We start from the raw sequence: 26,182 nt of genomic DNA, 5'->3' as shown, positions 1-26,182 counted from the left end.
AGCGTTTTTTCACGATAGCAGCGTAAAGGTATGGCTCAGGTAACCCCAGTAGACTTTGAAGTACCTCCAGAAGAGAACGACACCTTTGTACCAATGACAGGCGTGCGCAACTGCCATCTGCAGACCATGTTACCGCGTCTCATCCGTCGTAAAGTGTTGTTCACCCCGCACTGGCAGCGTCTTGATCTTCCGGACGGGGATTTTATCGATCTGGCATGGAGTGAAGATCCGAATCAGGCACGGCATAAGCCTCGCCTGGTGGTTTTTCACGGCCTGGAAGGCAGCCTGTACAGCCCTTACGCTCACGGTCTGATTCACGCGGCGCAGCAGCGCGGCTGGCTCGGGGTGGTGATGCATTTCCGCGGCTGCAGCGGTGAACCGAACCGCGCTCAGCGCATCTACCATTCAGGCGAAACTGAAGACGGCACCTGGTTCCTCTCCTGGCTGCGCCGTGAATTTGGCGACGTCCCAACGGCCGCAGTGGGCTATTCGCTGGGTGGCAACATGCTGGGCTGTCTGCTGGCCAAAGAGGGTGACAATACGCCACTCGATGCCGCAGTTATCGTCTCCGCGCCATTCATGCTGGAAGCCTGTAGCTATCATATGGATAAAGGCTTCTCCCGCGTGTATCAGCGCTATCTGCTGAACCTGCTGAAAGCCAATGCATCTCGCAAACTGAAGGCTTATCCAGGAACGTTGCCGGTGGATTTGAAGCGTCTGAAAAGCGTGCGTCGTATTCGTGAGTTTGACGATCTGATTACCTCAAAAATCCACGGTTATGCTGACGCGATTGATTACTACCGCCAATGCAGTGCGATGCCGGTACTGAGCCAGATAACCAAACCAACACTCATCATTCATGCAAAAGATGACCCGTTTATGGATCATCACTCGATTCCGTCTCAGGAAGAGCTTCCGGCCAATATTCAATACCAGCTGACGGAGTATGGCGGTCATGTCGGATTTGTCGGCGGTACGCTGCGCCATCCTGAAATGTGGCTGGAGAAACGCATTCCCGCCTGGCTCACTCGCTGGTTAGGAACCCCGTTATGATTATTCCCTGGCAAGATCTGGCTCCCGAAACGCTCGATAGCCTGATTGAAAGCTTTGTGTTGCGCGAAGGCACCGATTATGGTGAACATGAACGTTCGCTTGAAGACAAGGTCGCCGACGTAAAACAACAATTGAAAAGCGGGGATGTCGTTCTGGTGTGGTCCGAACTGCACGAGACGGTCAATATCATGCCCCGTACCCAATTCCACGGCTGACTATAATAAAACCATTGCTTATGCAGGGAGTCGTTAGCTATGTCTGCCAAACATCCGGTGATCGCCGTAACCGGTTCCAGCGGGGCGGGAACCACCACCACCAGCCTCGCCTTCCGTAAAATCTTTGCTCAACTCAATCTTACTGCCGCCGAAGTAGAAGGCGACAGCTTCCACCGTTACACGCGTCCTGAAATGGACATGGCTATCCGCAAAGCGCGCGATATGGGCCGTCACATCAGCTATTTTGGGCCAGATGCCAACGACTTTGGCCTGCTGGAAAATACGTTTATGACCTACGGTCAGAACGGAACCGGACAGTCGCGCAAGTATTTGCACACCTACGACGAAGCCGTTCCGTGGAATCAGGTGCCGGGTACCTTTACGCCGTGGCAGCCGTTGCCGGAACCGACCGACGTGCTGTTTTATGAAGGTCTGCACGGCGGCGTGGTAACCCCACAAAATGATGTCGCGAAATACGTCGATTTACTGGTGGGCGTGGTGCCGATTGTTAACCTTGAGTGGATCCAGAAGCTGACCCGCGATACCAGCGAGCGCGGTCACTCACGTGAAGCGGTGATGGATTCAGTGGTGCGATCGATGGAAGATTACATCAACTACATTACGCCGCAATTCTCCCGGACGCATATCAACTTCCAGCGCGTGCCGACCGTCGACACCTCCAACCCCTTTGCGGCAAAGGGCATTCCGTCACTGGATGAGAGCTTTGTCGTTATCCATTTCCAGAATCTGGGCGATATTGATTTCCCTTGGCTGCTGGCGATGCTGCAAGGTTCGTTTATTTCTCACATGAACACCTTGGTGGTGCCGGGTGGGAAAATGGGGCTGGCAATGGAATTGATTATGTCACCGCTGGTCGAGCGGTTGATGGAAGGAAAAAAGATAGGGTAATCGCATGCACGCCAACGGGCGTGCATCATTTTTTAGGGCGGGTCAGCGTAACGCCCCCGCCACTCAATCAGGCTTCGACCACTTCAAACGAGTGTGTAATCTTCGCCGCTTTTTCCAGCATCAACGCTACAGAGCAGTATTTCTCCGCAGACAAATCCACCGCACGCGACACTGCCGCTTCTTTCAGGTCATTACCGGTCACAATGAAGTGCAGATTGATGTGGGTGAACAAACGCGGTGCTTCTTCACGACGCTCGGAAGTCAGTTTCACTTCACAGTCGGTCACGTCATGACGGCCTTTCTGCAAAATGGACACCACGTCAATCGCGCTGCAACCGCCCGCGGCCATCAGCACCATTTCCATCGGGCTTGGGGCTTTATCGCCAGAGTTACCATCCATCATAATCTGGTGGCCAGAAGCTGACTCGCCCAGGAAGGTTAATTCCTCAACCCATTTCACACGCGCTTGCATATTTGTTAACTCCCGAGTAGCAATTTTCCTGACAGATTACGCGCACATAACAATTCTCGCAACGGAAGGCGACGCGCGTCATGCTGAAGCGAGACACCAGGAGACAGGCGACAAAAGCTATGCTAAAACAGTCGTGCTGCAACAGTAATACATTGAAGTAATGCGTGTATGCAGAGAACATCACATTACAGGCTGCAGTAAAATCCGACAGCCGACTTCCCAGGCACAGGGAAGGATACGATTGCAAAGCCAGTGGCAGTGTCGTGTCTGCCATTGGAGACAGCTTATAACAGAGGATAACCGCGCATGGTGCTTGGCAAACCGCAAACAGACCCTACCCTTGAATGGTTCTTGTCTCATTGCCACATTCATAAGTACCCATCGAAGAGCACGCTGATTCACCAGGGTGAAAAAGCAGAAACGCTGTACTACATCGTGAAAGGCTCTGTTGCAGTACTCATCAAGGATGAAGAAGGTAAAGAGATGATCCTCTCTTACCTCAACCAGGGCGATTTTATCGGTGAGCTTGGCCTGTTCGAAGAAGGTCAGGAGCGTAGTGCCTGGGTTCGGGCGAAAACCGCTTGTGAAGTGGCAGAAATTTCTTATAAAAAATTCCGTCAGCTTATCCAGGTAAACCCGGATATCCTGATGCGTCTCTCTTCTCAGATGGCTCGTCGTCTGCAGGTCACCTCTGAAAAAGTAGGTAACCTGGCATTCCTCGACGTAACCGGTCGTATCGCACAGACTCTGCTGAATCTGGCGAAACAACCTGATGCAATGACCCACCCGGACGGTATGCAAATTAAAATTACTCGTCAGGAAATCGGTCAGATCGTCGGCTGCTCCCGCGAAACCGTTGGCCGTATTCTAAAAATGCTCGAAGATCAGAGTCTGATCTCCGCCCACGGTAAAACTATCGTGGTTTACGGTACCCGCTAAGCTAGCTGAACGGCGTATTGCCCCTGCAGTACGCCGTTTTTGTCTTTTCCCTGATGTGGCGCAGGCTGATTTATCACCCGGAAATTAACTATGCACTGCGGCAAACGCTGGTGTTATGTACCCCCGTGGCTATCGGTTTGGTGCTCGGTTACCTCAAGTACGGTCTGCTGTTCTCGTTAGTCCCCGCCTGCTGCAACATCGCCGGGCTGGACACACCGCATAAACGTTTCTTCAAACGCCTGATAATTGGCGGATCGCTGTTTGCGGGCTGTAGCCTCGCGGTTCAGCTGCTGCTGGCGCATACCGTGCCTTTACCGCTGATCCTGACTGGGCTGGCGCTGATCCTCGGCGTCACTGCAGAAATCAGTTCGCTTCACGCCCGTTTACTGCCCGCATCGCTCATTGCGGCCATCTTTACGCTCAGCCTTGCGGGGAATATGCCGGTCTGGGAGCCGCTGCTCATCTACGCTCTCGGCACACTATGGTATGGCTTGTTCAACTGGTTCTGGTTCTGGATGTGGCGTGAACAGCCGCTACGTGAATCACTAAGCCTGCTGTATCGACAGCTGGCCGATTACTGTGAAGCCAAATACAGCCTGTTGACTCAGCATACCGATCCGGAAAAAGCGCTGCCGCCATTACTCAGCCGCCAGCAGAAGGCCGTCGATCTGATTACCCTGTGCTATCAGCAAATGCACATGCTGGCCGCCAATCAGAACCATGAATATAAGCGCCTGCTGCGCGCCTTCCAGATTGGCCTCGATTTGCAGGAGCACATTTCCGTCAGCCTGCATCAGCCCGCCGAAGTGCAGAAACTGGTTGAACGCAGCCACGCTGAAGCGGTGATCCGCTGGAATGCACAGACCATTGCGGCGCGCCTGCGTGTGATGGCGGATGACATCCTCTACCACCGATTTCCGCAACGTTTCAACATGGACAAGCAGATTGGCGCGCTGGAAAAAATCGCACATCAGCATCCGGATAACCCGGTCGGGCAGTTCTGCGCCTGGCACTTCAGTCGAATCGCCCGAGTGCTGCGCCTTCAGCGCCCGCTCTATCCACGCAATCTGATGGCTGATAACGAACGTCGCCTGCCGCTGTTTGCCGCACTAAAAAGCTATCTGTCGCTAAAATCCCCGGCGTTGCGCAGTGCGGCGCGAATCAGCGTCATGCTCAGCATTGCCAGCCTGATGGGCGCGGCGCTGCATCTGCCGAAACCGTACTGGATCCTGATGACCGTCCTGCTAGTGACGCAAAATGGCTACGGCGCAACGCGGGTCAGGATTTTCCACCGGGCGGCAGGCACGCTGGCCGGGCTGGTGATAGCCGCTGGCACCCTGCACTTTCACGTGCCGGAAGGCTACACGCTGGCGTCAATGTTAGTCATCACGCTGGCGAGCTACTTGATCATTCGCAAGAGCTACGGCTGGGCAACGGTGGGCTTTACGGTCACCGCGGTCTACACCATCCAACTGCTGACCCTGAACGGCGAACATTTCATTCTGGCCCGTTTTGTCGACACGGTGATTGGCTGTCTGATTGCCTTCGGCGGGATGGTCTGGCTGTGGCCGCAGTGGCAAAGTGGGCTATTACGCAAAAATGCCCAGCAAGCACTGGAGGCGGATCAGGAGGCTATCCGACTGATTCTCAGCAACGACCCTCAGGCTCCGACGCTGGCCTATCAGCGGATGCGGGTGAATCAGGCGCACAACGCGTTGTTCAACTCGCTGAACCAGGCGATGCAAGAGCCCGGCTTTAACTCGCATTATCTGGCAGACATGAAGCTGTGGGTTACGCACAGCCAGTTTATCGTCGAACACATCAACGCGATGACGACGCTGGCGCGCGAACACAACATGCTGACTGAAGATTTGGCCGAACGTTATTTGCAGTCCTGCGAGATTGCTCTGCAGCGCTGCCAACAGCGACTGGAATATGACGGACCGGGGGGAAGCGGCGATGCGAATATCATGGAATCAACGGAGGCGCTCTCCCACGGGCCGTTAAGCACCATGGAACAGCATTTACAACGCATTCTGGGCCATCTGAATTCGATGCATACCATCTCGTCAGTGGCCTGGCGCCAGCGCCCACATCACGGCAGCTGGCTTAAACGTCGAGCATAAACCGTCAGCCGACAATCTTCTTCACGGCTGCCGCAAAGCGCGCCATCCCTTCATCGATATCCGCAGATTCCACCACCAGCGACGGCGCAAAGCGTACTACGTCAGGCCCGGCGTTAAGCACCATTACGCCCTCATGAGCAGCAGCATGCAGGAAATCACGAGCGCGGCCCTTGTACTGCGGTTTCAGTTCAGCACCAATCAGCAGCCCCATGCCGCGAACATCACTGAACACATCGAATTCAGCGTCAATATTCTTCAAATGCTTAACAAAACGTTCGCGTCTGGTGCTCACGCCACCCAGAACTTCAGGCGTATTGATGATATCAAACGCCGCACCGGCCACTGCGCACGCCAGCGGATTTCCGCCGTAAGTAGAGCCGTGAGAACCGACGTGAAACGCGCTGGCAATCTCTTCAGTAGTCAGTACCACGCTCACCGGGAAACCACCGCCCAGCGCTTTGGCACTGGTCAGGATATCCGGCGTCACGCCGAAATACTGGTAGGCGAACAGCGAACCAGTGCGCCCCATGCCGCTCTGCACTTCGTCAAAAACCAGCAGCGCCTGATGTTCATCACACAGTTCACGCAGACCTTTGAGGAATTCCGGGGTCGCCGCCAGCACGCCGCCTTCACCCTGAATGGGCTCAACCACTACCGCGCAGGTGTGATCGTCCATCACGGCTTTCACTGCATGCAGGTCGTTAAACGGGACGTGGATGATATCCGCCGGTTTTGGCCCAAAGCCGTCGGAATATTTTGCCTGTCCTCCCACAGAAACCGTGAAGAATGAGCGGCCGTGGAACGCATTATTGAAGGCGATGATTTTGGTTTTGTATGGACTGTGGCGCGTGGAAGCGTAATAACGCGCCAGTTTGAACGCGGTTTCGTTGGCTTCAGTACCGGAGTTCATGAACACCACGCGCTCGGCAAATGTCGAGGCCACCAGCTTACGACCCAGCTTCAGCGCCGGTTCGTTGGTAAACACATTGCTGGTGTGCCACAGGGTTTCGCCCTGGCTTTTCAGCGCGTCGACCAGTGCCGGGTGACAGTGCCCCAGCGCGGTAACCGCAATTCCCCCGGCGAAATCAACGTACTCGTTGCCCTGCTGATCCCACACTCGGCTGCCCTTCCCCTTTACCGGAATAAATTCCGCCGGGGCATAAATGGGCAGGATCACTTCATCAAATGTGGCACGGGTAATTGCAGCCTGTTCAGTCGCCATGACAATCCTCTTACGCAGCAATGATTAATGAAAATATAATCACTAAATATGCATAATAAATCACATCATGGCAAGATGAATTATCGCTTGAGGAAGTTTTCCAACAGCTGATGACCCTGCTCGCTAAGGATACTTTCTGGGTGAAACTGCACTCCCTCCAGGTCCCATTCACAATGGCGAATCCCCATAATTTCGCCCGTCTCGCTCAGCGCGGTGATGTCAAATTCCGCAGGCAGCGTGGGCGGGTCAATGACCAGCGAGTGATAGCGAGTAACGGTGAGAGGATTATTCAGTCCGGCGAATACGCCAGCACCGGTGTGCGTCACCGGGGAGGTTTTTCCATGCATGACTTTTGCTGCCCGCACGATAGTGGCGCCAAAAACCTGCGCAATGGCCTGATGGCCGAGGCAAACACCGAGGATAGGGATTTTGCCCGCGTAAAGGCGAATCACATCGAGTGAAATCCCTGACTCATCCGGCGTGCAGGGACCTGGGGAAATCACGATTTTAGCAGGAGACAACCGGGCAACTTCATCCAGCGTGATGTCATCGTTGCGCCTGACCTGCACCTCGGCACCCAGTTCGCAAAAGTACTGGTAAAGGTTCCAGGTGAACGAATCGTAGTTATCTATAAGCAGGATCATAGCGGCTCCGGTGACAGCAAACCGCGCTATTCTACTCAGTTTCCTGCGCTTCACTCACCACTTTAGTGAACTGCGCTATCAGCGGCTCTAAATCCCCCATCGTCCCGCTCTGGTTCGCCTGACTCCACGTTTGCGGGTCGACTACGTTCCAGTCCAGCACGTAGCCCGCGTGGATCGACAGCTGCTCGAAGAACACGCGCTGCGCCCGGCCACTGCCGACGAAGAATGGATGCAGCACATTAATTTCACAGTAATAGTGCGCCAGACGCTTAATGAACTCATCTTTGGCAAGTCCGACGAGGTAATGCTCATCTTCCAGAGCCTGCATCAGGTCATTGCCTTCGTTTTCGATGTACTCGAAATGGCAGAAACGGGTATCGCCCTTGGAAATATCAACCTCACGCAGTTCACCTGCCCAATCCCAGGCATCCTGGAAAAGCTGCTGGTGAATGGCGCATAACCACGGCAAACCGCGATGCAGCGGGCCAAGCTCAAGCGTGGCGACTCGCTGTGCAAATAGCGCGTCCTGCGCGTGGGGTTCGGGCACGTCCAGCCGACAGCTGGCCTCAAACGAGCGACCACGCCGTTGTTCCCACAGACGGATTTTTTGCTTATCGGTGAGCTTTTTCATCTGGACCTCCCTGACGGTTCCGATTTGCCACAAGTATGTACTCTAAATAATTCAAATTGCAGGAAGGCGGCAAACCGGCGAATCCCCAGGAACTTACTCAAGTAAGTGACTGGGGCGAGCAGGTGTAGCCAACGCACATGCAGCGTGAAATATGACGAGTATAAGCGGCAATTTCGGGTTACGCAGGAAGGCCAGTATAACGCGGGCTGAGCAGCCCGCGTCTGGAAGGATTACGGCAGGACTTTCGCAGAGAGGATAACTACCGGTTTTGTCGGCACATTCTGGTAAGGACCGACGTCATGGGAAGCCACCTGGGAAATTTTGTCGGCAACGTCCATACCTTTCACAACTTTACCAAACACCGCGTATCCAAAATCACGCTGGCCGTGGTCGAGGAACGCGTTGTCTGCGACGTTGATGAAGAACTGGCTGGTTGCGCTGTCTTTGTCGGCTGTACGCGCCATGGAAACGGTGCCGCGGGTGTTACGCAGGCCGTTGTCGCCTTCATTTTTGATAGGCGGATTAGGCTGTTTCTGCTGCATCTGTTCGGTGAAACCGCCGCCCTGGATCATAAAGCCCGGGATCACACGGTGGAACGTCGTGTTGTTATAGAAACCACTGTTCACGTAGCTCACGAAGTTCTCAACGGAAATCGGGGCTTTCTGGCTGTTCAACTCCAGCTCAATATTACCGGCGGAAGTGGTCAGCAATACGTGCGGATCTGCTTTTGCCGCCATGGCAGCAGGTGAGATTGCCGAAATTGCAAGTACAGCCGCGACGGCAGCCAGAGTAGATTTGAGCATGTGAATTCCTTAAACGGGAACGAGAGAGCCTGCGAATCGCTTGATTCTAAAAGGCTCTCGACTCGCAGACCAGCCTTTTACTAAAGTTTACGCAATAGAAACAGTTGTAACCTGGAGGGGAGTGTAAGAGGAACTGCAAAAATGTGACAAAAATCACTTTGTATTATTAATTATTTCATAGTTTTCAGAATAAACATTTGCCTCGGTCACTCTAATGCATAAAATCTGTCCACCCCACGCATTGTCAATGCGTTTTACAGTTCTATTCACAGGCCAGTCATGACTAACAGCAATCGCATCAAGCTCACATGGATCAGCTTTTTCTCCTACGCTCTTACCGGCGCGTTGGTGATCGTCACCGGAATGGTGATGGGAAATATCGCCGATTATTTCCACCTGCCAGTTTCCAGCATGAGCAACACCTTCACCTTCCTGAACGCCGGGATCTTGATTTCTATCTTCCTGAACGCCTGGCTGATGGAAATCGTACCGCTGAAAACGCAGCTGCGTTTCGGCTTCATCCTAATGGTGCTTGCCGTCGTCGGTCTGATGACCAGCCATAGCCTCGCATTGTTCTCTGCCTCGATGTTCGTTCTGGGGCTGGTCAGCGGGATTACGATGTCTATCGGGACATTCCTCATCACTCACATGTACGAAGGCCGTCAGCGTGGCGCACGCCTGCTGTTTACCGACTCCTTCTTCAGCATGGCGGGGATGATTTTTCCGATGGTTGCCGCGTGGCTGCTAGCACGTAGCATTGAATGGTATTGGGTGTACGCCTGCATCGGTCTGGTGTACGTCGCGATTTTCGTCCTGACTTTCGGCTGTGACTTCCCGGTTCTGGGCAAAAAAGCCGAGCAGAGCGCGCAGCCGGTCGCTAAAGAAAAATGGGGTATTGGCGTTCTGTTCCTGTCCGTGGCGGCGCTGTGCTACATCCTCGGCCAGCTGGGTTTTATCTCATGGGTGCCGGAATACGCGAAAAGCCTGGGCATGAGCCTGAGTGAAGCGGGCCAGCTGGTGAGTGATTTCTGGATGTCTTACATGTTCGGCATGTGGGCGTTTAGCTTCATCCTGCGTTTCTTTGACCTGCAACGCATTCTGATGGTGCTGGCTGGCATGGCAACCGTGCTGATGTATCTGTTCATCAACGGTTCGCCGGAACACATGCCATGGTTCATTCTGACTCTGGGCTTCTTCTCCAGCGCCATTTACACCTCAATTATTACCCTCGGCTCGCAGCAAACCAAAGTGGTGTCACCGAAGCTGGTGAACTTCGTCCTGACCTGCGGCACAATCGGCACCATGCTGACCTTCGTGGTCACCGGCCCGATTGTGGCACACAGCGGCCCTCTGGCTGCGCTGCATACCGCAAATGGCCTGTATGCAGTGGTGTTCGTGATGTGTGTGGTACTGGGCTTTGTCAGCCGCCACCGTCAGCACAACACGGCGGCAGCTAGCCAATAAGCTCTGTCATTACGCCCCTTTGCGCCCAGCGAAGGGGCTGTTTTTCGTAAAAGACAACTCCTCACCGCCGATATCGGTCTGTACCCAGGTTTGCGCCAACTGCGTCGTCGCGATGACTCTGCCCTGACGAATGGACCAGCGCACCGGAACCTGACAACGCACCGCCTCAAAGCCGTTCTCGGCAGGCAGAATAATCAAATTCGCCACCTTGCCCACTTCGATACCGTAATCCGCCACACCGAAAGTGCGGGCGCTATTATGAGTAATCAAATTCAGCCCGTCGTTAATCTGCTGATAGCCCATCATCTGACACACATGCAGGCCCATATGCAGCACCTGCAGCATGTTGCCGGTGCCGAGCGGATACCACGGGTCAAACACATCATCATGGCCAAAGCAGACGTTAATGCCCGCCCCGAGCAGTTCTTTCACTCGCGTGATGCCGCGACGTTTCGGATAGTCGTCGAAACGGCCTTGCAGATGAATGTTCACCAGCGGGTTAGCCACAAAGTTAATGCCTGACATCTTCAGTAAACGGAACAGCCGGGAGGTATACGCCCCGTTATACGAATGCATCGCCGTGGTATGACTGGCGGTAACCCGTGGGCCGACACCCTCTCTCAGCGCCAGCGCCGCGACGGTCTCGACAAAGCGGGACTGTTCGTCGTCGATTTCATCACAGTGAATATCCAGCGGTCGATCGTATTTCTTCGCCAGCGCGAAGGCGATGTGCAGTGACTCTACACCGTATTCGCGGGTAAATTCAAAATGCGGGATGGCGCCAACCACATCCGCTCCAAGCTGCAAGGCTTTCTCCAGCAGCGCCGCGCCGTCGGGGTAGGACAAAATCCCTTCCTGCGGAAACGCGACAATCTGCAGCTCAACCCATGGTGCGACTTCTTTCTTCACTTCCAGCATCGCTTTCAGCGCGGTCAACGTCGGGTCGGAGACATCTACATGAGTTCGCACGAACTGGATCCCGTTGGCGATTTGCCATTTCAGCGTCTTCCACGCCCGGGTTTTTACGTCTTCGTGCGTGAGCATCGCCTTGCGTTCGGCCCAGCGCTCAATGCCTTCAAACAGCGTGCCGGACTGGTTCCAGCTTGGCTCTCCGGCAGTTTGGGTCGTATCCAGATGAATATGCGGTTCGATAAACGGCGGGAGGGCCAAGCCACCGCGCGCATTAAGGACTTCGATGCTGTCGTGACGGGATTCACCCATCGGAGTAATCGCCTGGAAACGTCCATCTTCGATACTCAGTTGCCACAATCCTTCGCGCTCTGGTAAACGCACGTTCTCAATCAGCCATAACGGTGTCGTGCCCATCTTCATTCTCCCGAATCGGCGCGATGAACGCCCTGATTCATTTTTAGGTTAAAACCCGCACTTTTTGTACATTATTTCAGCAACCAAGAAAACTCTGTCATTTCCGTTACTTATAAAAATCCTGACAAATCAATCGACTACCCATTAAGTGGTAGGTAAAGGCGTATTTGATTCACATCAATAAGTAACCATGCTGAATCGTTAAGGTAGGTGGTAATAGAAAAGAAATCGAGGCAAAAATGAGCAAAGTCAGACTCGCTATTATCGGTAACGGCATGGTCGGCCACCGCTTTATTGAGGATCTTCTCGATAAAGCCCCGGCAGACCAGTTTGAGATTACCGTCTTCTGTGAAGAACCCCGTATCGCCTACGACCGCGTCCATCTTTCATCTTACTTCTCTCACCATACTGCGGAAGAACTTTCGCTGGTACGAGAAGGATATTATGAGAAACATGGCGTTAACGTTCTGCTTGGCGAACGCGCTATCACCATAAACCGTCAGGAAAAGGTGATTCACTCAAGTGCGGGTCGTTCGGTGTTTTACGACAAACTGATCATGGCGACGGGTTCTTACCCGTGGATCCCGCCGATCAAAGGCTCTGAAACGCAGGATTGCTTTGTTTACCGCACCATCGAAGACCTCAATGCCATTGAAGCCTGCGCCCGTCGCAGCAAACGTGGCGCAGTGGTCGGCGGCGGCCTGCTTGGCCTGGAAGCCGCTGGCGCGCTGAAAAATCTCGGCGTCGAAACCCACGTTATCGAATTTGCCCCGATGCTGATGGCGGAACAGCTTGACCCAATGGGTGGCGACCAGCTGAAGCGCAAAATCGAAAGTCTCGGCGTTAAAGTTCACACCAGCAAAAATACCAAAGAGATCGTGCAGGAAGGCACCGAAGGGCGTAAGACCATGCGCTTCGCCGACGGTAGCGAGCTCGAAATCGATTTCATTGTCTTCTCCACCGGTATTCGTCCACGCGACAAACTGGCAACTCAATGCGGACTGGCAACCGGCCAGCGCGGCGGGATCATGGTGAATGACACCTGCCAGACTTCCGACCCGGATATCTACGCTATCGGCGAATGCGCCAGCTGGAACAACCGTGTTTATGGTCTGGTTGCACCGGGCTACAAAATGGCTCAAGTCACCGTCGATCACATCCTGGGCAAAGAAAATGTCTTTGTAGGCGCGGACCTCAGCGCCAAGCTGAAACTGCTCGGCGTAGACGTCGGCGGGATCGGTGACGCACACGGCCGTACGCCGGGCGCACGTAGCTATGTTTATCTCGACGAAAGCAAAGAAGTCTACAAACGCCTGATCGTCAGCCCTGACAATAAAACCTTGCTCGGTGCGGTACTGGTCGGTGATACCAGCGACTTCGGCAACCTGCTGCAGCTGGTACTGAACGCCATCGAACTGCCGGAAAACCCGGACGCGCTGATCCTGCCTGCCCACTCGGCGAACGGCAAACCGGCAATCGGCGTCGACAAACTTCCGGACAGCGCACAGATTTGTTCCTGCTTCGACGTCACCAAAGGTGATCTGGTCAGCGCCATCAATAAAGGCTGCCACACCGTTGCCGCCCTGAAGGCAGAAACCAAAGCCGGAACCGGCTGCGGCGGCTGTATTCCGCTGGTGACCCAAGTCCTGAACGCTGAACTGGCGAAACAAGGCATCGAGGTGAACAACAACCTCTGCGAACACTTCGCGTTCTCCCGTCAGGAGCTGTACCACCTGATCCGCGTGGAAGGCATTAAATCCTTCGACGAACTGCTGAAAAAATACGGTAAAGGCTACGGCTGCGAAGTGTGTAAGCCAACCGTCGGCTCCCTGCTGGCTTCCTGCTGGAATGAGTACATCCTCAAGCCGCAGCACACGCCGTTGCAGGACACCAACGACAACTTCCTCGCCAACATCCAGAAAGACGGTACCTACTCGGTGATCCCACGTTCTGCTGGCGGCGAAATCACCCCGGACGGGCTGATGGCGGTCGGTCGTATCGCGCAGGAATTTAATCTCTACACTAAAATCACCGGCTCCCAGCGTATCGGCCTTTTCGGTGCGCAGAAAGATGACCTGCCGGAAATCTGGCGTCAGCTGATTGATGCGGGCTTTGAAACCGGTCACGCCTATGCGAAGGCGCTGCGTATGGCGAAAACTTGCGTCGGCAGCACCTGGTGCCGCTATGGCGTGGGCGACAGCGTTGGCTTCGGCGTTCAGCTGGAAAACCGTTACAAAGGCATCCGCACCCCGCACAAAATGAAATTTGGCGTTTCCGGCTGTACCCGTGAATGTGCGGAAGCCCAGGGTAAAGACGTCGGCATCATCGCCACCGAAAAAGGCTGGAACCTGTACGTCTGTGGTAACGGCGGGATGAAACCACGCCACGCCGATCTGCTGGCGGCCGATCTCGATGCTGAAACGCTGGTGAAATACCTCGACCGTTTCATGATGTTCTACATCCGCACCGCAGACAAACTGACCCGTACCGCGCCATGGCTGGATAACCTCGAAGGGGGTATCGACTACCTGAAAGCGGTGATCATCGACGATAAACTCGGTCTGAACGCTCATCTGGAAGAGGAGATGAGCCGCCTGCGTGCAATGTTCGCCTGCGAATGGACCGAGACCGTAAACGACCCGGCAGCACAAGGGCGATTCAAGCACTTCGTCAACAGCAAGCAGCGCGATCCGAATGTGCAGATTGTCCCTGAACGTGAACAGCATCGTCCGGCCACACCGTACGAGCGCATCCCGGTAACTCTGGTGGAGGAAAATGTATGAGCCAGTGGGTAAATATCTGCAACATCGACGCCATCCTGCCTGCCACCGGCGTTTGCGCCTTATTAGGCCAGGAGCAGGTCGCAATTTTCCGTCCGCATCATGACCAGCAGGTGTTCGCTATCAGCAACATCGACCCGTTTTTCGGTTCAAGCGTCCTGTCTCGCGGTCTTATTGCGGAGCACAACGGTGAGCTGTGGGTCGCCAGCCCACTGAAAAAACAGCGCTTTCGTCTCAGTGACGGTCTGTGCATGGAAGATGAAAGTCACTCCATTGCACATTTTGAGGTGCGTGTGAAAGACGGTCAGGTACAATTGAAAGCCTGATGACCCTTCCGGCGGCGTTCTGCCGCCGGATTTGTTTCCCCTGTACTCTGCGAGACGCCCATGGATCACTTACCCATTTTCTGCCAGTTGCGTGGCCGTGACTGTCTGTTAGTCGGCGGCGGCGACGTAGCCGAGCGTAAAGCCCGCCTGCTGCTCGATGCGGGCGCACGCCTGACCGTTAACGCCCTCGACTTCGAACCACAGTTCCACGTGTGGGCCGAAGCCGGCATGCTGACGCTGGTAGAAGGTGAATTTGATTCAACGCTGCTCGACACCAGTTGGCTGGCGATTGCCGCCACCGATGACGACGCGGTTAATGCGCGCGTCAGTACAGAAGCAGAGCAACGCCGTATTTTCTGTAACGTGGTCGATGCACCGAAACAGGCCAGCTTTATCATGCCCTCGATAATCGATCGCTCACCGCTGATGGTCGCCGTCTCTTCCGGAGGAACGTCACCAGTGCTGGCGCGCCTGCTGCGTGAAAAGCTGGAATCTCTGCTACCGCAACATCTCGGCCAGGTTGCCCGGTTTGCGGGCCAGCTTCGCGGGCGGGTGAAAAAGCAGTTTGCCAGTATCGGCGAGCGTCGCCGCTTCTGGGAAAAGCTGTTTGTAAACGACCGTCTGGCGCAGTCACTGGCGAATCAGGATGAAAAAGCGGTCGCAGAAACCACCGAACGCCTGCTCAGTGAGCCGCTGGATAATCGCGGTGAAGTGGTACTGGTCGGTGCCGGGCCGGGTGATGCCGGGCTGCTGACGCTGAAAGGCCTGCAACAGATTCAGCAGGCTGACATCGTGGTCTATGACCGCCTGGTATCGGACGACATCATGAATCTGGTGCGCCGCGATGCCGATCGCGTTTTCGTCGGCAAACGCGCGGGATTTCACTGCGTGCCGCAGGAAGAAATTAATCAAATTTTGCTGCGTGAAGCGCAAAAGGGCAAACGCGTGGTGCGGCTGAAAGGTGGCGACCCGTTTATTTTTGGTCGAGGTGGCGAAGAGCTAGAAACCCTGTGCAACGCCGGGATCCCGTTCTCTGTGGTTCCCGGTATTACTGCAGCCTCAGGTTGCTCTGCCTACGCGGGCATTCCGCTGACCCATCGTGATTACGCTCAAAGCGTGCGCCTGGTAACGGGCCATCTCAAAACCGGAAGCGAACTCGATTGGCATAATCTGGCGGCGGAGAAGCAAACGCTGGTGTTTTATATGGGGCTAAACCAGGCGGCGACCATTCAAGCGAAACTCACTGAACACGGAATGCCGCTCAATATGCCTGTCGCGCTGGTAGAAAACGGTACCGCCGTAAACCAGCGAGTGGTCAGCGGTGACCTGGCGCAGTTAAGCGCGCTGGCACAGCAGGTCGCGAGCCCGGCGCTGATCATCGTCGGCCGGGTTGTGGAACTGCGTGAAAAATTAAACTGGTACTCAAATCATTAAATAGCCTGCCGGATGCCGAATATTTTAAACACAAAAAAATTATTCGGCATCCTGAATACCTTTATTAAAATGATACTTCCCGCCCATGATATTCACAGTAATATTATGTCCAGATACAGACCCATCAAAATAACAATAATCGTTGTCGCCACCCGCATAATTCCTTAAATTCACTCGCTGCCGATGATAATAGACGCGCCTCGTTTAAGCATCATCACGCTGCAACTCACTCTGTATAGTTAAGGGATTAATTCATGAAAAGAATGATAAAAATTGTAGCCTTACTGGCTGTAGTCGGCACACTGACCGCCTGTTCCGGGCACGTTGAAAACAAAAATAAAAGCTGTGGATATGATTATCTTCTGCATCCTGCCATTTCTATTTCACGCATTATTGGCGGCTGTGGCCCGGCGGAATATTAATCGTAAATACTGTCTGTAAAATAAAAACCGGGAACATTTATCCCGGTTTTTATTTATTTTCTAATACGCTTACGGCCTGGCAACAAATCCAATGGCTTCATACACCGCTTTTAATGTTTCAGCCGCCTGAGCGCTCGCCTTCTGCGCACCTTCGCGCATAATCTTCTGCAACAGCTCATCGTCGTTACGGAAGCGGTTATAACGCTCCTGCAGGTCGGTCAACATACCAGACACCGCCTCGGCGACTTCGCCTTTCAGGTGACCATACATTTTGCCTTCGAAGTGCTGTTCCAGCTCCTGGACGCTTTGACCTGTCACGCCGGAGAGGATATCCAGCAGGTTGGAAACGCCCGCTTTGTTCTGCACGTCATAGCGGATGACCGGCGGCTCTTCGGAGTCGGTCATCGCACGTTTGATTTTCTTCACAACCGATTTCGGATCTTCCAGCAGGCCGATAACGTTGTTGCGGTTATCGTCAGACTTGGACATCTTCTTGGTCGGCTCAAGTAGCGACATTACACGCGCACCGGATTTCGGAATGAACGGCTCAGGCACTTTGAACACATCACCGTAAATCGCGTTAAAGCGCTGGGCAATATCGCGGCTCAGTTCCAGATGCTGTTTCTGGTCCTCACCCACCGGTACCTGATTAGTCTGATACAGCAGAATGTCTGCCGCCATCAACACCGGATAATCGAACAGGCCGGCATTGATGTTCTCAGCGTAGCGCGCTGACTTGTCTTTAAACTGGGTCATGCGGCTCAGTTCGCCAAAATAGGTGTAGCAGTTCAACGCCCAACCGAGCTGGGCATGTTCTGGCACGTGAGACTGCACGAAGATGGTGCTTTTCTCGGGATCGATACCACAAGCGAGGTAAAGCGCCAGGGTGTCGAGGGTGGCTTTACGCAGTTTCTCAGGGTCCTGGCGGGCAGTAATGGCGTGCAGGTCAACAATGCAGTAGATGCAATGATAATCGTCCTGCATGTTCACCCACTGACGCAGCGCACCCATATAGTTGCCAATGGTCAGTTCACCTGAGGGCTGTGCGCCACTAAATACGATGGGCTTAGTCATTTTTCACTTCCTGAATTTCACTGTGCGGGAGCCCGAGCGCGGGCAACAAATCGTTAAAGCTGTCAAAAACAAAATCGGGATTGCTGTCGGCAATGGCTTCGCCATAGTTGTAGCCATAGGTCAGGCCAATGGAACAGCAACCAGCGGCTTGAGCTGCGAGAATATCATTGCGGGAATCACCAACAAACAGCAGCGCTTCCGGGGCCACACCCAGTTTCTTCGCCACCAGCAGCAGCGGATCGGGGTGCGGTTTTTTGTTTTCCACGTCATCCCCACCGATCACGACGGAGAAATATTTGGCGATATCTAACGCCTCAAGGATCGGTGCGACGAACGGCGAAGGCTTGTTGGTCACCAGCCCCAGCGGGAGACCTTTGCCATGCAGCGCGCTTAACGTTTCCGCCACCGCCGGGAACAGATAGCTGCCCTCTTCGGCGAATTCTGCGTAGTAACGATCGAAGAGTTTGCGCAGCACGCGTAGCTGCTCTTCTTGCGGAATATCGCTGTGGTCAACCGACGGTTTGCCCTGCGTTTTACGCAGGCTGGCACGCTCCTGGCGCGCCCAGGTCAGCGCACGTTCCATCAGCACATCGGCGCCATTACCAATCCAGGTTATCACGCGCTCTTCGCCAGCAGTCGGTAATTCCAGCGCATACAGCGCGTTGTCTACCGCTGCCGTTAAGCCTGGCGCGCTATCCACTAACGTGCCGTCGAGATCAAACGCGACGCCCTGAATGGTTTCTAATTTACTCATGACTTACCTTTGCCAGTTCACTGCGCATTTCATCAATTACTTTTTTGTAGTCCGGCTGGTCGAAAATAGCCGAACCGGCGACAAACATATCGGCACCTGCCGCAGCAATCTCACCAATGTTATTGGCTTTCACGCCACCGTCGACTTCCAGGCGAATGTCGAAGCCGGAGACGTCAATCCGACGACGTACTTCACGCAGCTTCTCAAGCGTGTGCGGAATAAAGGACTGACCGCCGAAACCCGGGTTAACGGACATCAGAAGGATAACATCGAGCTTGTCCATCACGTGGTCGAGGTAGCTCAGCGGCGTCGCCGGGTTGAGCACCAGGCCCGCTTTGCAGCCGTGCTCTTTAATCAGCTGCAAAGAACGATCGACGTGTTCAGAAGCTTCTGGATGGAAAGTGATAATACTGGCACCTGCAGCAGCGAAATCAGGAATGATGCGGTCGACGGGTTTGACCATCAGGTGCACGTCAATCGGAGCAGTGATGCCGTATTTGCGCAGGGCTTTGAGCACCATCGGGCCCATCGTCAGATTGGGTACGTAATGGTTGTCCATCACGTCGAAGTGAACAACATCGCCACCTGCCGCCAGAGCCTTCGCGGTATCTTCGCCCAAACGGGCAAAGTCAGCCGACAGAATCGAAGGGGCAATCAAATACTGTTTCATCCCTATCTCCTTGAAAACGATTATGGTTTTGCCGGGCGATACAGCGCCAGCAGTTCATCCACCTTTTTGCGCGTGCCACCGTTGCTGCTGATGCTGCGCCGGACTTTAACCTGAAATTGTTTTGCTGCTTTGTACCACTCACGCGTATCGGGCGTGTCATGGTTCGAAATTAACACCGGTATTTGGTTGCTGACCAGTTTTTCCGCCATTTCTGCCAGGTGCGCTTGCTGCGCCGGGCTAAAGCTGTTGGTGTGGTAGGCGGTAAAATTGGCGGTCGCGGATAGCGGTGCGTATGGCGGATCGCAGTACACCACGGAGCCTTGGTTCGCCATCGCCATGCAATCCTCGTAGGACATGCAATAGAATTCTGCGTTCTGCGCCTTGTGCGCAAAATGGTTTAACTCGGTTTCCGGGAAGTACGGCTTTTTATAACGCCCAAACGGCACGTTGAACTCGCCCTTCATGTTATAGCGGCATAGGCCGTTGTAGCCATGACGGTTCAAATACAAAAACAGCACCGCACGACGCAGCGGCTCCCGGCATTGATTGAACTCAGTCCGCAGCTGGTAATAGATTTCAGAATTGTTATTGGCTGGGACAAACATCGCCTGCGCGGCAACAATGTACTCAGCGGTCCGCGTTTTGACAATGTTATAGAGATCAATCAGATCGCTGTTGATATCAGCAAGGATATAGCGGGAATAACGGGTGTTCAGGAATACGGAACCGGCCCCGACGAAGGGCTCGATCAAACATTCGCCTTGTGGCAGATGTTTTTCAATATCATTCAGCAGAGGATATTTTCCCCCTGCCCATTTCAAAAAAGCGCGATTTTTTTTCATGCTGTCTGGCTACTTACACTTTCTCCGGCTGAGGAGAAAAGCTCCTGCAGCATCCTGCGCTTAAAAACACATTCGCCTTCAGCCCGCAAATGCAGACTGAAGGCGCTGTGTCATGTACTGCTATTGTTTCAGGTCAGACTGAACCTGATGCAATGGTTTCGCCCATGGGTTTTTCGCCTGGACATTGGCAGGCAGCGCAGCAACGGCACGTTTCGCATCGTCTTTTGTCGCATACTTACCACTGACCAGTACATACCAAGGCTGACCGTTACGGGTAGTCTGGTAGACCACGTACTTCTGGATATTCTCTTTCTTCGCCCAGTTGTTCAGGTTGTCATAGTTTGACGAGCTGCTGAGCTGCAGAGTGTACTGCGAACCCGGAGCGGTTTTGAGCGAGCCAACATCACCGGTTTCTTTACCCGCTGCGGTCGCCGTCGCTGCCGTTGCAGTCGCTGCTGCGGCTGGCGCTGCAGTCGTTGCTGCCGGTTTTGCGGTGCTGGTTGCAGCAGGCTTCGCTGGCTCTGCCGCTGGTGCGGTAGATTTGGCTGGCGTGCTGGTCGCCGCAGTTTCAGTGTGCTTAGGCTGCGTAACCGGCTTAGGTTCTACGGCTTTCGCTGTCGCCTGTGGTTTGCTCTGCGGCTTCGGCTCTATCACAGCGTGTTTACGCTCTGGGCGGGTCGTAGCAGCAGGTGCACTTTCTGCGGTGTTGGTTGGCTGACGTGAAGCACTACCATTACGCACTGGTGCAACAGTTGCAGGTTCTGTCGGCAGCGTGGAGTTTGCAACGGCACCGTCAATCTGACCCTGCTGTTGAGTCAGCGCGTTGTTCAGGTCACCCTGCACTTCGACACGCTGTTGTCCTTGCGGCGCAGCAGTATTCTGACCCTGAGTTGGGGTAGAAGAGATTGGCGGCAGGGAAACGTCCTGCTGAGAATTCGCGGCATTCGGATCCACTGGCGCAGTGCCAGGGGCAGGCTGGGCGCCATTAGCCTGATCGGCTGGTGCTCCGTTGTTCGCGGCCAGATCGATGCTCTTCGCATCAGTAGAAGCCTGCTCACTGGAAGATGACGGCGCTTTCAGCGCAGAGCCAATCCCAACAATCAGTAGCAGCAGAACCAGAATACCCACACCCATCATGATGTACTGTCGGGAAGCCGGTTTACTGGCTGGCTTTTTTTTGCGTTTACGCGGGCGTTGCTCTACAGGCTCTTCCGCTTCGAGGTCTTCTTCAGACTCGTCGTAATACGCTTCTTCATCTTGTTCCTCGCGCTCTTCACGTACCTTACGGGTACGCGCCGGGCGGCGTTCGTCGGCGTCGAGATCGACCTCATCGAAGTTAATCTGCTGATCGTTTTCACGATCGGAAGATTGACGGGAACGACCAGCACGACGATCGCTGGGATCGGGCTTCAGATCGTCTTCTGGTTTGAATTCATCCATTTAACACCCCACTAAAAGGCTTATGCCAACGACACTTGCACATCACCTGAAGTTAAACGCCGCTATTGCGGCATGACCTTTCTTATTAGTTACGCCTGCTGACAATCAGCAATGGCGCCAAGAACTACATCGTGCGCAACACCGCCACGCACCTCACTTTTGCCAATCGAAAGCGGCAAAACCAAACGCATCTCACCGGCGAGTACTTTTTTATCCCGCATCATATGCGGCAAGTACGCGTCGGGAGACATTTCACGCGGGCCGGAAACCGGCAACTTCGCCCGTTCGAGCAGGGCAATAATCCGCTGTGTATCTTTTGCCTCGAACTGACCGAGGCGCTCCGAAGCGTGTGCCGCCATGACCATTCCGGCCGCGACCGCCTCACCGTGAAGCCAGTTACCGTAACCCATTTCGGCTTCGATAGCGTGACCAAAGGTGTGCCCCAGATTGAGTAAAGCACGTAAGCCGGTTTCGCGCTCGTCTGCGGCAACAACTTCGGCTTTCAGCTCACAACAGCGACGAATACAGTAGGCCATTGCTTTTTCATCAAGGGCCATCACTGCATCGATGTTGTTTTCGAGCCAGGAGAAGAATTCTGCATCCAGAATGATGCCGTACTTAATAACCTCGGCCAGGCCGGAGGAAAGTTCGCGCTCAGGGAGCGTTTTCAGGCAATCAAGATCGATAACGACATTCATCGGCTGCCAGAAGGCGCCAATCATGTTTTTACCGAGGGGATGGTTAACGGCAGTTTTTCCGCCAACAGAGGAATCGACCTGTGACAATAACGTGGTCGGCACTTGGATAAAACGCACGCCGCGCTGATAGCTTGCGGCCGCAAATCCGGTGAGATCGCCTACCACACCGCCACCGAGGGCAATCAGTGTGGTATCACGACCATGAGGTTTTTGCAGTAACGCGGTGAAAACCGTTTCCATCACTGCCAGCGTCTTGTACTTCTCGCCGTCAGGAATGATAACGTTGTCAACTTTCACGCCAGCCTGTTCAAGCACTGAACGTACCTTGTCCAGATAGACAGGTGCCAAAGTTTCGTTGGTGACCAGCATTGCCTGATCGCCCGACTTCAGTGGCAGGAAAGAAGCTGGATCGTTAAACAAACCAGCCGCGATGGTAATCGGGTAACTACGTTCCCCGAGAGTTACTGTGATCCTCTCCATAACGCGACGTCCACCTTGGTTACTAGCATTTACTGGCTATCTACACGTAATCCTTCAGGCTGCTCGCTGGTCGGTTACTTTCGCTCCCCGATTGCTGACAGATGTCAGCAAGAGTTCACGCCGTTGCCGCCATGATGCAGCTTGAACGATTTCGTATAGCGTTGACCAGAATCAGTTACTTTCCAGCATATTAATAATCTGGTTTGCCACCACTTTCGCGCTCTGATCGTCAGTGCGGATAGTGACATCGGCAATTTCTTCGTATAAAGGATTACGCTCGCCTGCTAACGCTTCCAGGACTTCACGCGGTGGCGTTTCAACCTGCAGCAGCGGACGCTTTTTATCACGTTGCGTACGCGCCAATTGCTTCTCAATTGTGGTTTCGAGGTACACCACAACGCCGCGAGCGGAGAGACGATTGCGCGTTTCACGGGATTTCACAGAGCCGCCGCCAGTTGCCAGCACAATTCCCTGCTTTTCCGTCAATTCGTTGATGATTTTTTCTTCGCGGTCACGGAAACCGTCTTCGCCTTCGACATCAAAGACCCAGCCCACGTCAGCGCCAGTGCGTTTCTCAATCTCTTGATCAGAATCGTAAAATTCCATATTGAGCTGTTGAGCTAACTGGCGCCCAATAGTGCTTTTGCCGGCACCCATAGGCCCAACCAGAAAGATATTGCGTTTCTCTGCCATTTTTTCGGTACTACTAAGACTATTTCGTTAATAATAAACCCGCGACGCGAACCACAACGGCGACGCCAGGCATGAACTGAAACCTCATATGCGATAGTGCGAGAGTCAGACCGAAAATTATCTCAATATACCGGCAGGTTTGGCAACTCTAATAATTACCAGATTTTGCAGGGCACCGACTCTCAAATCGGTACTCCTTGTATGCTAAATCCGGTCTCACGTCAAACACCTGAAACGTGTTCAGTACGAAAAGAATGTCAGTAAATCCTTTATTGCACAGAAATAATACGCGGTGTGATGAACACAACCAGCTCTCGTCGTTCGCTGTCTTTTCCATCATGACGGAACAACTGACCCAGCCAGGGGATGTCGCCCAGCACCGGTATACTGTCTCGCGCTGACTTATTTTTTTGCGAAAAAATCCCACCTAGCGCCAGCGTTTCGCCACTTTTCACCTCAACTTGCGTCTCGATCTCCTGCTTATCTATCGCCAGAACTTCCCCTTCCGCTTGCTGTAAAACTTGCCCAGGCATGTCTTCGGTGATTTTCAGTTTGAGCCGCACGCGGTTATTTTGCAGCACCGTTGGCGTCACTTCCATGCCGAGAACTGCTTCTTTAAATTCCACCGACGTCGCACCGCTTTCTCCGCTGGAGACCTGATACGGGATTTCCGTACCCTGTTTGATACTTGCCGGTTGCAAGTGCGACGCCAGCAGATGCGGGCTGGCGATAATCTCCAGCTGCTGTTTTTGTTCCAGCGCTGAGAGCTCCAGTTCCAGCAGCCTTCCGCTGATTTTGCCAATGTTAAACCCGGCATGGGTGGTCGCATTTGCCACCGAAAGGTCACTGCCCAAAGTAGTTATCTTGCCCAGGCCTACGCTGCCGTCGGCATCGGCCAGACTCCATTTCACGCCCAGTTCGCGCAGGCTCTTCTCATTAATTGTTACGATATGAGCAGTTAATTCAATCTGGCCAATCGGCAAATCCATCTCGTTAACCCAGGCGAGCAACTCGGTAATGTGCTGGGTGTCATCGCGAATAAGCAGGCGATTTGAACGCTTATCGACCGTCATTGCCCCGCGACTGCTCAGTAGTTTCTCCCCGGCTTTGGCAAGCTCTGCGGCATCCGCATATTGCAGAGATACGCTTTGGCCTTTCAACGGTACTGTCGATAATCGCCGCTGGGTCTCAGCTTCGCGTTGGGCCTGCTTTTCGGCCAACCATGCTTTGGTATGCACGAACAGCACGCTGCCCTGCCTTTCCAGCGTCAGACCCGCACTGCGCACCACCGTCTGCAGAGCCTGCATCCACGACAGATTATTGAACTGGAGCGAAATTTGCCCGCTGACATCGGGAGCGATAACGATATTCCGCTCGCCCAACCCGGCAATGGCCTGTAAGACCTGCGCAACGGGCACCTCATCCACCGTCAGGGAGACCGCCTTTTCCTTGCCCGATACCGCGAAGATCATCAGCAATAAGCCCAGAAGCATCCTTCGAATCATGTTTCGTTCCCTCTTTCATCCAGCGCCACTGCGAAGGTTCGCAATCCATGCCGGTAGTGATGTCCATGTAGCCAGGCTGAACGTCTGCGACCGTCCAGCCATTTTCCAAACGCTGCCCTTGATTCAGGCGTCGCCATTTGCCGCCGGGTACCTGCACGATACCCGTTCGCAGCGTGCCGTTGCTTACCGAGCCGTGGTAATGCCAGCGCGTCTGCTCAGATGTGGCACATGGATCTTCTACCTGCTGGAACGGGTCACGCATGCCGAGCAGGTACGGCAGCGAAAGCATGAATAGCACCCGCCAGTCAGTCATCACCATTAGCCTCAATCAGCAGCGTCAGCCGCAAATGCTGCTGTTCCGGCTGGATACTAAACTCCCGAACGGCGCGACCCCGCTCAGCCAATTGATTAAAAAGAGGCGGAATGCCCGCCCAGTTCGCCTCCAGCGTGAGTTCTCCCCCGCTGCCTGCCGGTTGCCAACTAACAACACGGCTGCCAGGACTATCCATATCGAGTGCCGAAAAAGGTTTCGTCAGCGCGGGCGATTCGCGAGGAGCGACAGGCAGCAGCGGCATAATTTTCTGCCACTGCGCGTTGAGGGGAGACAGGTCTGGCTCAATTAACGGTTCAGGGCTGCAAAAACGCCCGGCAACCGCCAGCCCGCCCAGCATCATTAACCAGATTCCGAGCCGCACCCGCGGTGAAAAATCACACCAGCGGTCAGCGAATCTCAACATCAATGGCCTCCGTCTGCAGTTGATAGCTAAACTGCCAGCGCCCTCTTTCATCGCGACGCGTTGCGCCCGGTGTGACTGTGCCAAAGCCCGGCAGACTTCGTGCCACGAGATCAATCTGAGCCAATGTAGGGAAGCGGTTTGCCAGACCCGCGAAGCGCAATGCATCGTCCTGCCACTCCAGCGCGGTGAGCCACGCCTGTGCGGGCATTTTTTCCGCCAGTGTCAACAGCGTTGTTTGCCAGCGAAGCGTCAACATCCGCTGCCGCTCACGCCGTTTGACGACCTGCGCACGCGCTTGCTCCACATGAAGCCGCCGCTCCTGTTGAGTCAGCATCTGGCGCACTGCCTGGTCGCTCTCCTGTCGCAAAGCCAGCCAGGTATACTGCTGCGACTGCCGGACTCGACCGGCGATAATCAGCGCCAGTGTTATCAAAAAAATACCGATAAACATCGCGCCCCATAACCGCAAACACGCACGTCGGCGCTGTTCGCGCCAGCACAGTAAGTTCACCTGTCGGCGCAT

At 54.2% G+C, this 26,182-nt stretch carries 27 protein-coding genes; 10 read left to right on the top strand and 17 right to left on the bottom strand.

Features of this window, described 5'->3' with window-relative positions; genetic code table 11:
- Positions 1 to 30 precede the first annotated feature (30 nt).
- From MUU46_RS12820 to MUU46_RS12810, 3 genes are read left to right on the top strand one after another with little or no spacing between them, the layout of a single operon-like run.
- Entirely contained in the window at positions 31 to 1,053 is a 1,023-nt protein-coding gene (locus MUU46_RS12820) for a hydrolase (protein WP_159757687.1), read from the top strand.
- Positions 1,050 to 1,268, top strand: a complete 219-nt coding sequence (locus MUU46_RS12815; protein WP_110511763.1) for a YheU family protein — start codon at positions 1,050 to 1,052, stop codon at positions 1,266 to 1,268. Before MUU46_RS12820 ends, MUU46_RS12815 begins: the two co-directional genes overlap by 4 nt.
- Positions 1,269 to 1,307: 39 nt before the next feature.
- Positions 1,308 to 2,177, top strand: a complete 870-nt coding sequence (locus MUU46_RS12810; RefSeq protein ID WP_258965707.1) for a phosphoribulokinase — start codon at positions 1,308 to 1,310, stop codon at positions 2,175 to 2,177.
- Positions 2,178 to 2,244: 67 nt separating this feature from the next.
- On the opposite strand, the gene MUU46_RS12805 is transcribed toward MUU46_RS12810, so the two are convergent.
- Complete coding sequence (locus MUU46_RS12805; RefSeq protein ID WP_159757681.1) at positions 2,245 to 2,649, bottom strand: OsmC family protein; 405 nt, start codon at positions 2,647 to 2,649, stop codon at positions 2,245 to 2,247.
- Between the two features lie 306 nt (positions 2,650 to 2,955).
- Here MUU46_RS12805 and crp point away from each other — a divergent pair, with 306 nt between their 5' ends.
- Together crp and MUU46_RS12795 are read left to right on the top strand one after the other, a co-directional pair.
- Positions 2,956 to 3,588, top strand: coding sequence for a cAMP-activated global transcriptional regulator CRP (gene crp, locus MUU46_RS12800; protein ID WP_049839093.1), 633 nt, complete (start codon positions 2,956 to 2,958; stop codon positions 3,586 to 3,588).
- Between the two features lie 53 nt (positions 3,589 to 3,641).
- Positions 3,642 to 5,714 (top strand): YccS/YhfK family putative transporter, encoded by a 2,073-nt coding sequence (locus tag MUU46_RS12795; protein ID WP_258965738.1) that lies wholly within the window; start codon positions 3,642 to 3,644, stop codon positions 5,712 to 5,714.
- Between the two features lie 4 nt (positions 5,715 to 5,718).
- Here the strand turns inward: MUU46_RS12795 and argD are convergent, their stop codons facing one another.
- From argD to ppiA, 4 genes are all read right to left on the bottom strand, one after another.
- Positions 5,719 to 6,936, bottom strand: a complete 1,218-nt coding sequence (gene argD / locus MUU46_RS12790; protein ID WP_159757678.1) for a bifunctional acetylornithine/succinyldiaminopimelate transaminase — start codon at positions 6,934 to 6,936, stop codon at positions 5,719 to 5,721.
- An 80-nt stretch (positions 6,937 to 7,016) separates the two neighbouring features.
- Entirely contained in the window at positions 7,017 to 7,580 is a 564-nt protein-coding gene (pabA, locus tag MUU46_RS12785; protein ID WP_258965706.1) for an aminodeoxychorismate synthase component 2, read from the bottom strand.
- A 31-nt stretch (positions 7,581 to 7,611) separates the two neighbouring features.
- Complete coding sequence (locus MUU46_RS12780; protein WP_258965705.1) at positions 7,612 to 8,211, bottom strand: putative adenosine monophosphate-protein transferase Fic; 600 nt, start codon at positions 8,209 to 8,211, stop codon at positions 7,612 to 7,614.
- Between the two features lie 230 nt (positions 8,212 to 8,441).
- Complete coding sequence (gene ppiA, locus MUU46_RS12775; RefSeq protein ID WP_110511771.1) at positions 8,442 to 9,014, bottom strand: peptidylprolyl isomerase A; 573 nt, start codon at positions 9,012 to 9,014, stop codon at positions 8,442 to 8,444.
- A gap of 279 nt (positions 9,015 to 9,293) precedes the next feature.
- Between ppiA and tsgA the strand changes: the two genes are divergently transcribed.
- Positions 9,294 to 10,478: an MFS transporter TsgA gene (gene tsgA, locus MUU46_RS12770; RefSeq protein WP_258965704.1), complete on the top strand. Its 1,185-nt coding sequence runs from the start codon at positions 9,294 to 9,296 to the stop codon at positions 10,476 to 10,478.
- 9 nt (positions 10,479 to 10,487) lie between these two features.
- Here the strand turns inward: tsgA and MUU46_RS12765 are convergent, their stop codons facing one another.
- Positions 10,488 to 11,804, bottom strand: a complete 1,317-nt coding sequence (locus MUU46_RS12765; RefSeq protein ID WP_159757663.1) for a cytosine deaminase — start codon at positions 11,802 to 11,804, stop codon at positions 10,488 to 10,490.
- Between the two features lie 239 nt (positions 11,805 to 12,043).
- On the opposite strand from MUU46_RS12765, the gene nirB reads away from it, so the two are divergent.
- From nirB to MUU46_RS12745, 4 genes are all read left to right on the top strand, one after another.
- Positions 12,044 to 14,587 (top strand): nitrite reductase large subunit NirB, encoded by a 2,544-nt coding sequence (gene nirB, locus MUU46_RS12760; RefSeq protein WP_159757660.1) that lies wholly within the window; start codon positions 12,044 to 12,046, stop codon positions 14,585 to 14,587.
- On the top strand, positions 14,584 to 14,910 hold the full coding sequence (gene nirD, locus MUU46_RS12755) for a nitrite reductase small subunit NirD (RefSeq protein ID WP_159757657.1): 327 nt from the start codon (positions 14,584 to 14,586) through the stop codon (positions 14,908 to 14,910). Before nirB ends, nirD begins: the two co-directional genes overlap by 4 nt.
- A 60-nt stretch (positions 14,911 to 14,970) precedes the next feature.
- Positions 14,971 to 16,344, top strand: a complete 1,374-nt coding sequence (cysG, locus tag MUU46_RS12750) for a siroheme synthase CysG (protein WP_159757654.1) — start codon at positions 14,971 to 14,973, stop codon at positions 16,342 to 16,344.
- Positions 16,345 to 16,598: 254 nt separating this feature from the next.
- The gene (locus MUU46_RS12745; protein ID WP_159757651.1) at positions 16,599 to 16,766 is read left to right on the top strand and encodes a YhfL family protein; all 168 of its coding nucleotides are present in this window, start codon (positions 16,599 to 16,601) and stop codon (positions 16,764 to 16,766) included.
- 69 nt (positions 16,767 to 16,835) lie between these two features.
- On the opposite strand, the gene trpS is transcribed toward MUU46_RS12745, so the two are convergent.
- The 11 genes from trpS to MUU46_RS12690 form a co-directional block, all read right to left on the bottom strand.
- On the bottom strand, positions 16,836 to 17,840 hold the full coding sequence (trpS, locus tag MUU46_RS12740) for a tryptophan--tRNA ligase (protein WP_159757648.1): 1,005 nt from the start codon (positions 17,838 to 17,840) through the stop codon (positions 16,836 to 16,838).
- Positions 17,833 to 18,594 (bottom strand): phosphoglycolate phosphatase, encoded by a 762-nt coding sequence (gph, locus tag MUU46_RS12735; protein ID WP_258965703.1) that lies wholly within the window; start codon positions 18,592 to 18,594, stop codon positions 17,833 to 17,835. The genes trpS and gph overlap by 8 nt, the downstream gene beginning before the upstream one ends.
- Entirely contained in the window at positions 18,587 to 19,264 is a 678-nt protein-coding gene (gene rpe, locus MUU46_RS12730) for a ribulose-phosphate 3-epimerase (protein WP_159464878.1), read from the bottom strand. Before rpe ends, gph begins: the two co-directional genes overlap by 8 nt.
- Before the next feature lie 20 nt (positions 19,265 to 19,284).
- Entirely contained in the window at positions 19,285 to 20,106 is an 822-nt protein-coding gene (dam, locus tag MUU46_RS12725; RefSeq protein WP_159757642.1) for an adenine-specific DNA-methyltransferase, read from the bottom strand.
- 120 nt (positions 20,107 to 20,226) lie between these two features.
- Positions 20,227 to 21,546 (bottom strand): cell division protein DamX, encoded by a 1,320-nt coding sequence (gene damX, locus MUU46_RS12720; RefSeq protein ID WP_258965702.1) that lies wholly within the window; start codon positions 21,544 to 21,546, stop codon positions 20,227 to 20,229.
- An 89-nt stretch (positions 21,547 to 21,635) separates the two neighbouring features.
- A complete protein-coding gene (aroB, locus tag MUU46_RS12715) occupies positions 21,636 to 22,724 on the bottom strand; it encodes a 3-dehydroquinate synthase (protein WP_258965701.1) in 1,089 nt (362 codons plus the stop codon).
- A gap of 171 nt (positions 22,725 to 22,895) precedes the next feature.
- Entirely contained in the window at positions 22,896 to 23,417 is a 522-nt protein-coding gene (gene aroK / locus MUU46_RS12710; protein WP_110511784.1) for a shikimate kinase AroK, read from the bottom strand.
- A gap of 269 nt (positions 23,418 to 23,686) precedes the next feature.
- Positions 23,687 to 24,919, bottom strand: a complete 1,233-nt coding sequence (hofQ, locus tag MUU46_RS12705; protein ID WP_258965737.1) for a DNA uptake porin HofQ — start codon at positions 24,917 to 24,919, stop codon at positions 23,687 to 23,689.
- On the bottom strand, positions 24,837 to 25,235 hold the full coding sequence (locus MUU46_RS12700; protein WP_159757629.1) for a HofP DNA utilization family protein: 399 nt from the start codon (positions 25,233 to 25,235) through the stop codon (positions 24,837 to 24,839). The genes hofQ and MUU46_RS12700 overlap by 83 nt, the downstream gene beginning before the upstream one ends.
- Complete coding sequence (locus MUU46_RS12695) at positions 25,228 to 25,659, bottom strand: HofO family protein (protein ID WP_258965700.1); 432 nt, start codon at positions 25,657 to 25,659, stop codon at positions 25,228 to 25,230. The genes MUU46_RS12700 and MUU46_RS12695 overlap by 8 nt, the downstream gene beginning before the upstream one ends.
- A complete protein-coding gene (locus MUU46_RS12690; protein WP_258965699.1) occupies positions 25,643 to 26,182 on the bottom strand; it encodes a PilN domain-containing protein in 540 nt (179 codons plus the stop codon). The genes MUU46_RS12695 and MUU46_RS12690 overlap by 17 nt, the downstream gene beginning before the upstream one ends.

Source organism: Scandinavium tedordense, assembly GCF_024764965.1.
Classification (GTDB): Bacteria; Pseudomonadota; Gammaproteobacteria; order Enterobacterales; family Enterobacteriaceae; genus Scandinavium; species Scandinavium tedordense.
This window is presented reverse-complemented; position numbering and strand designations above follow the sequence as displayed.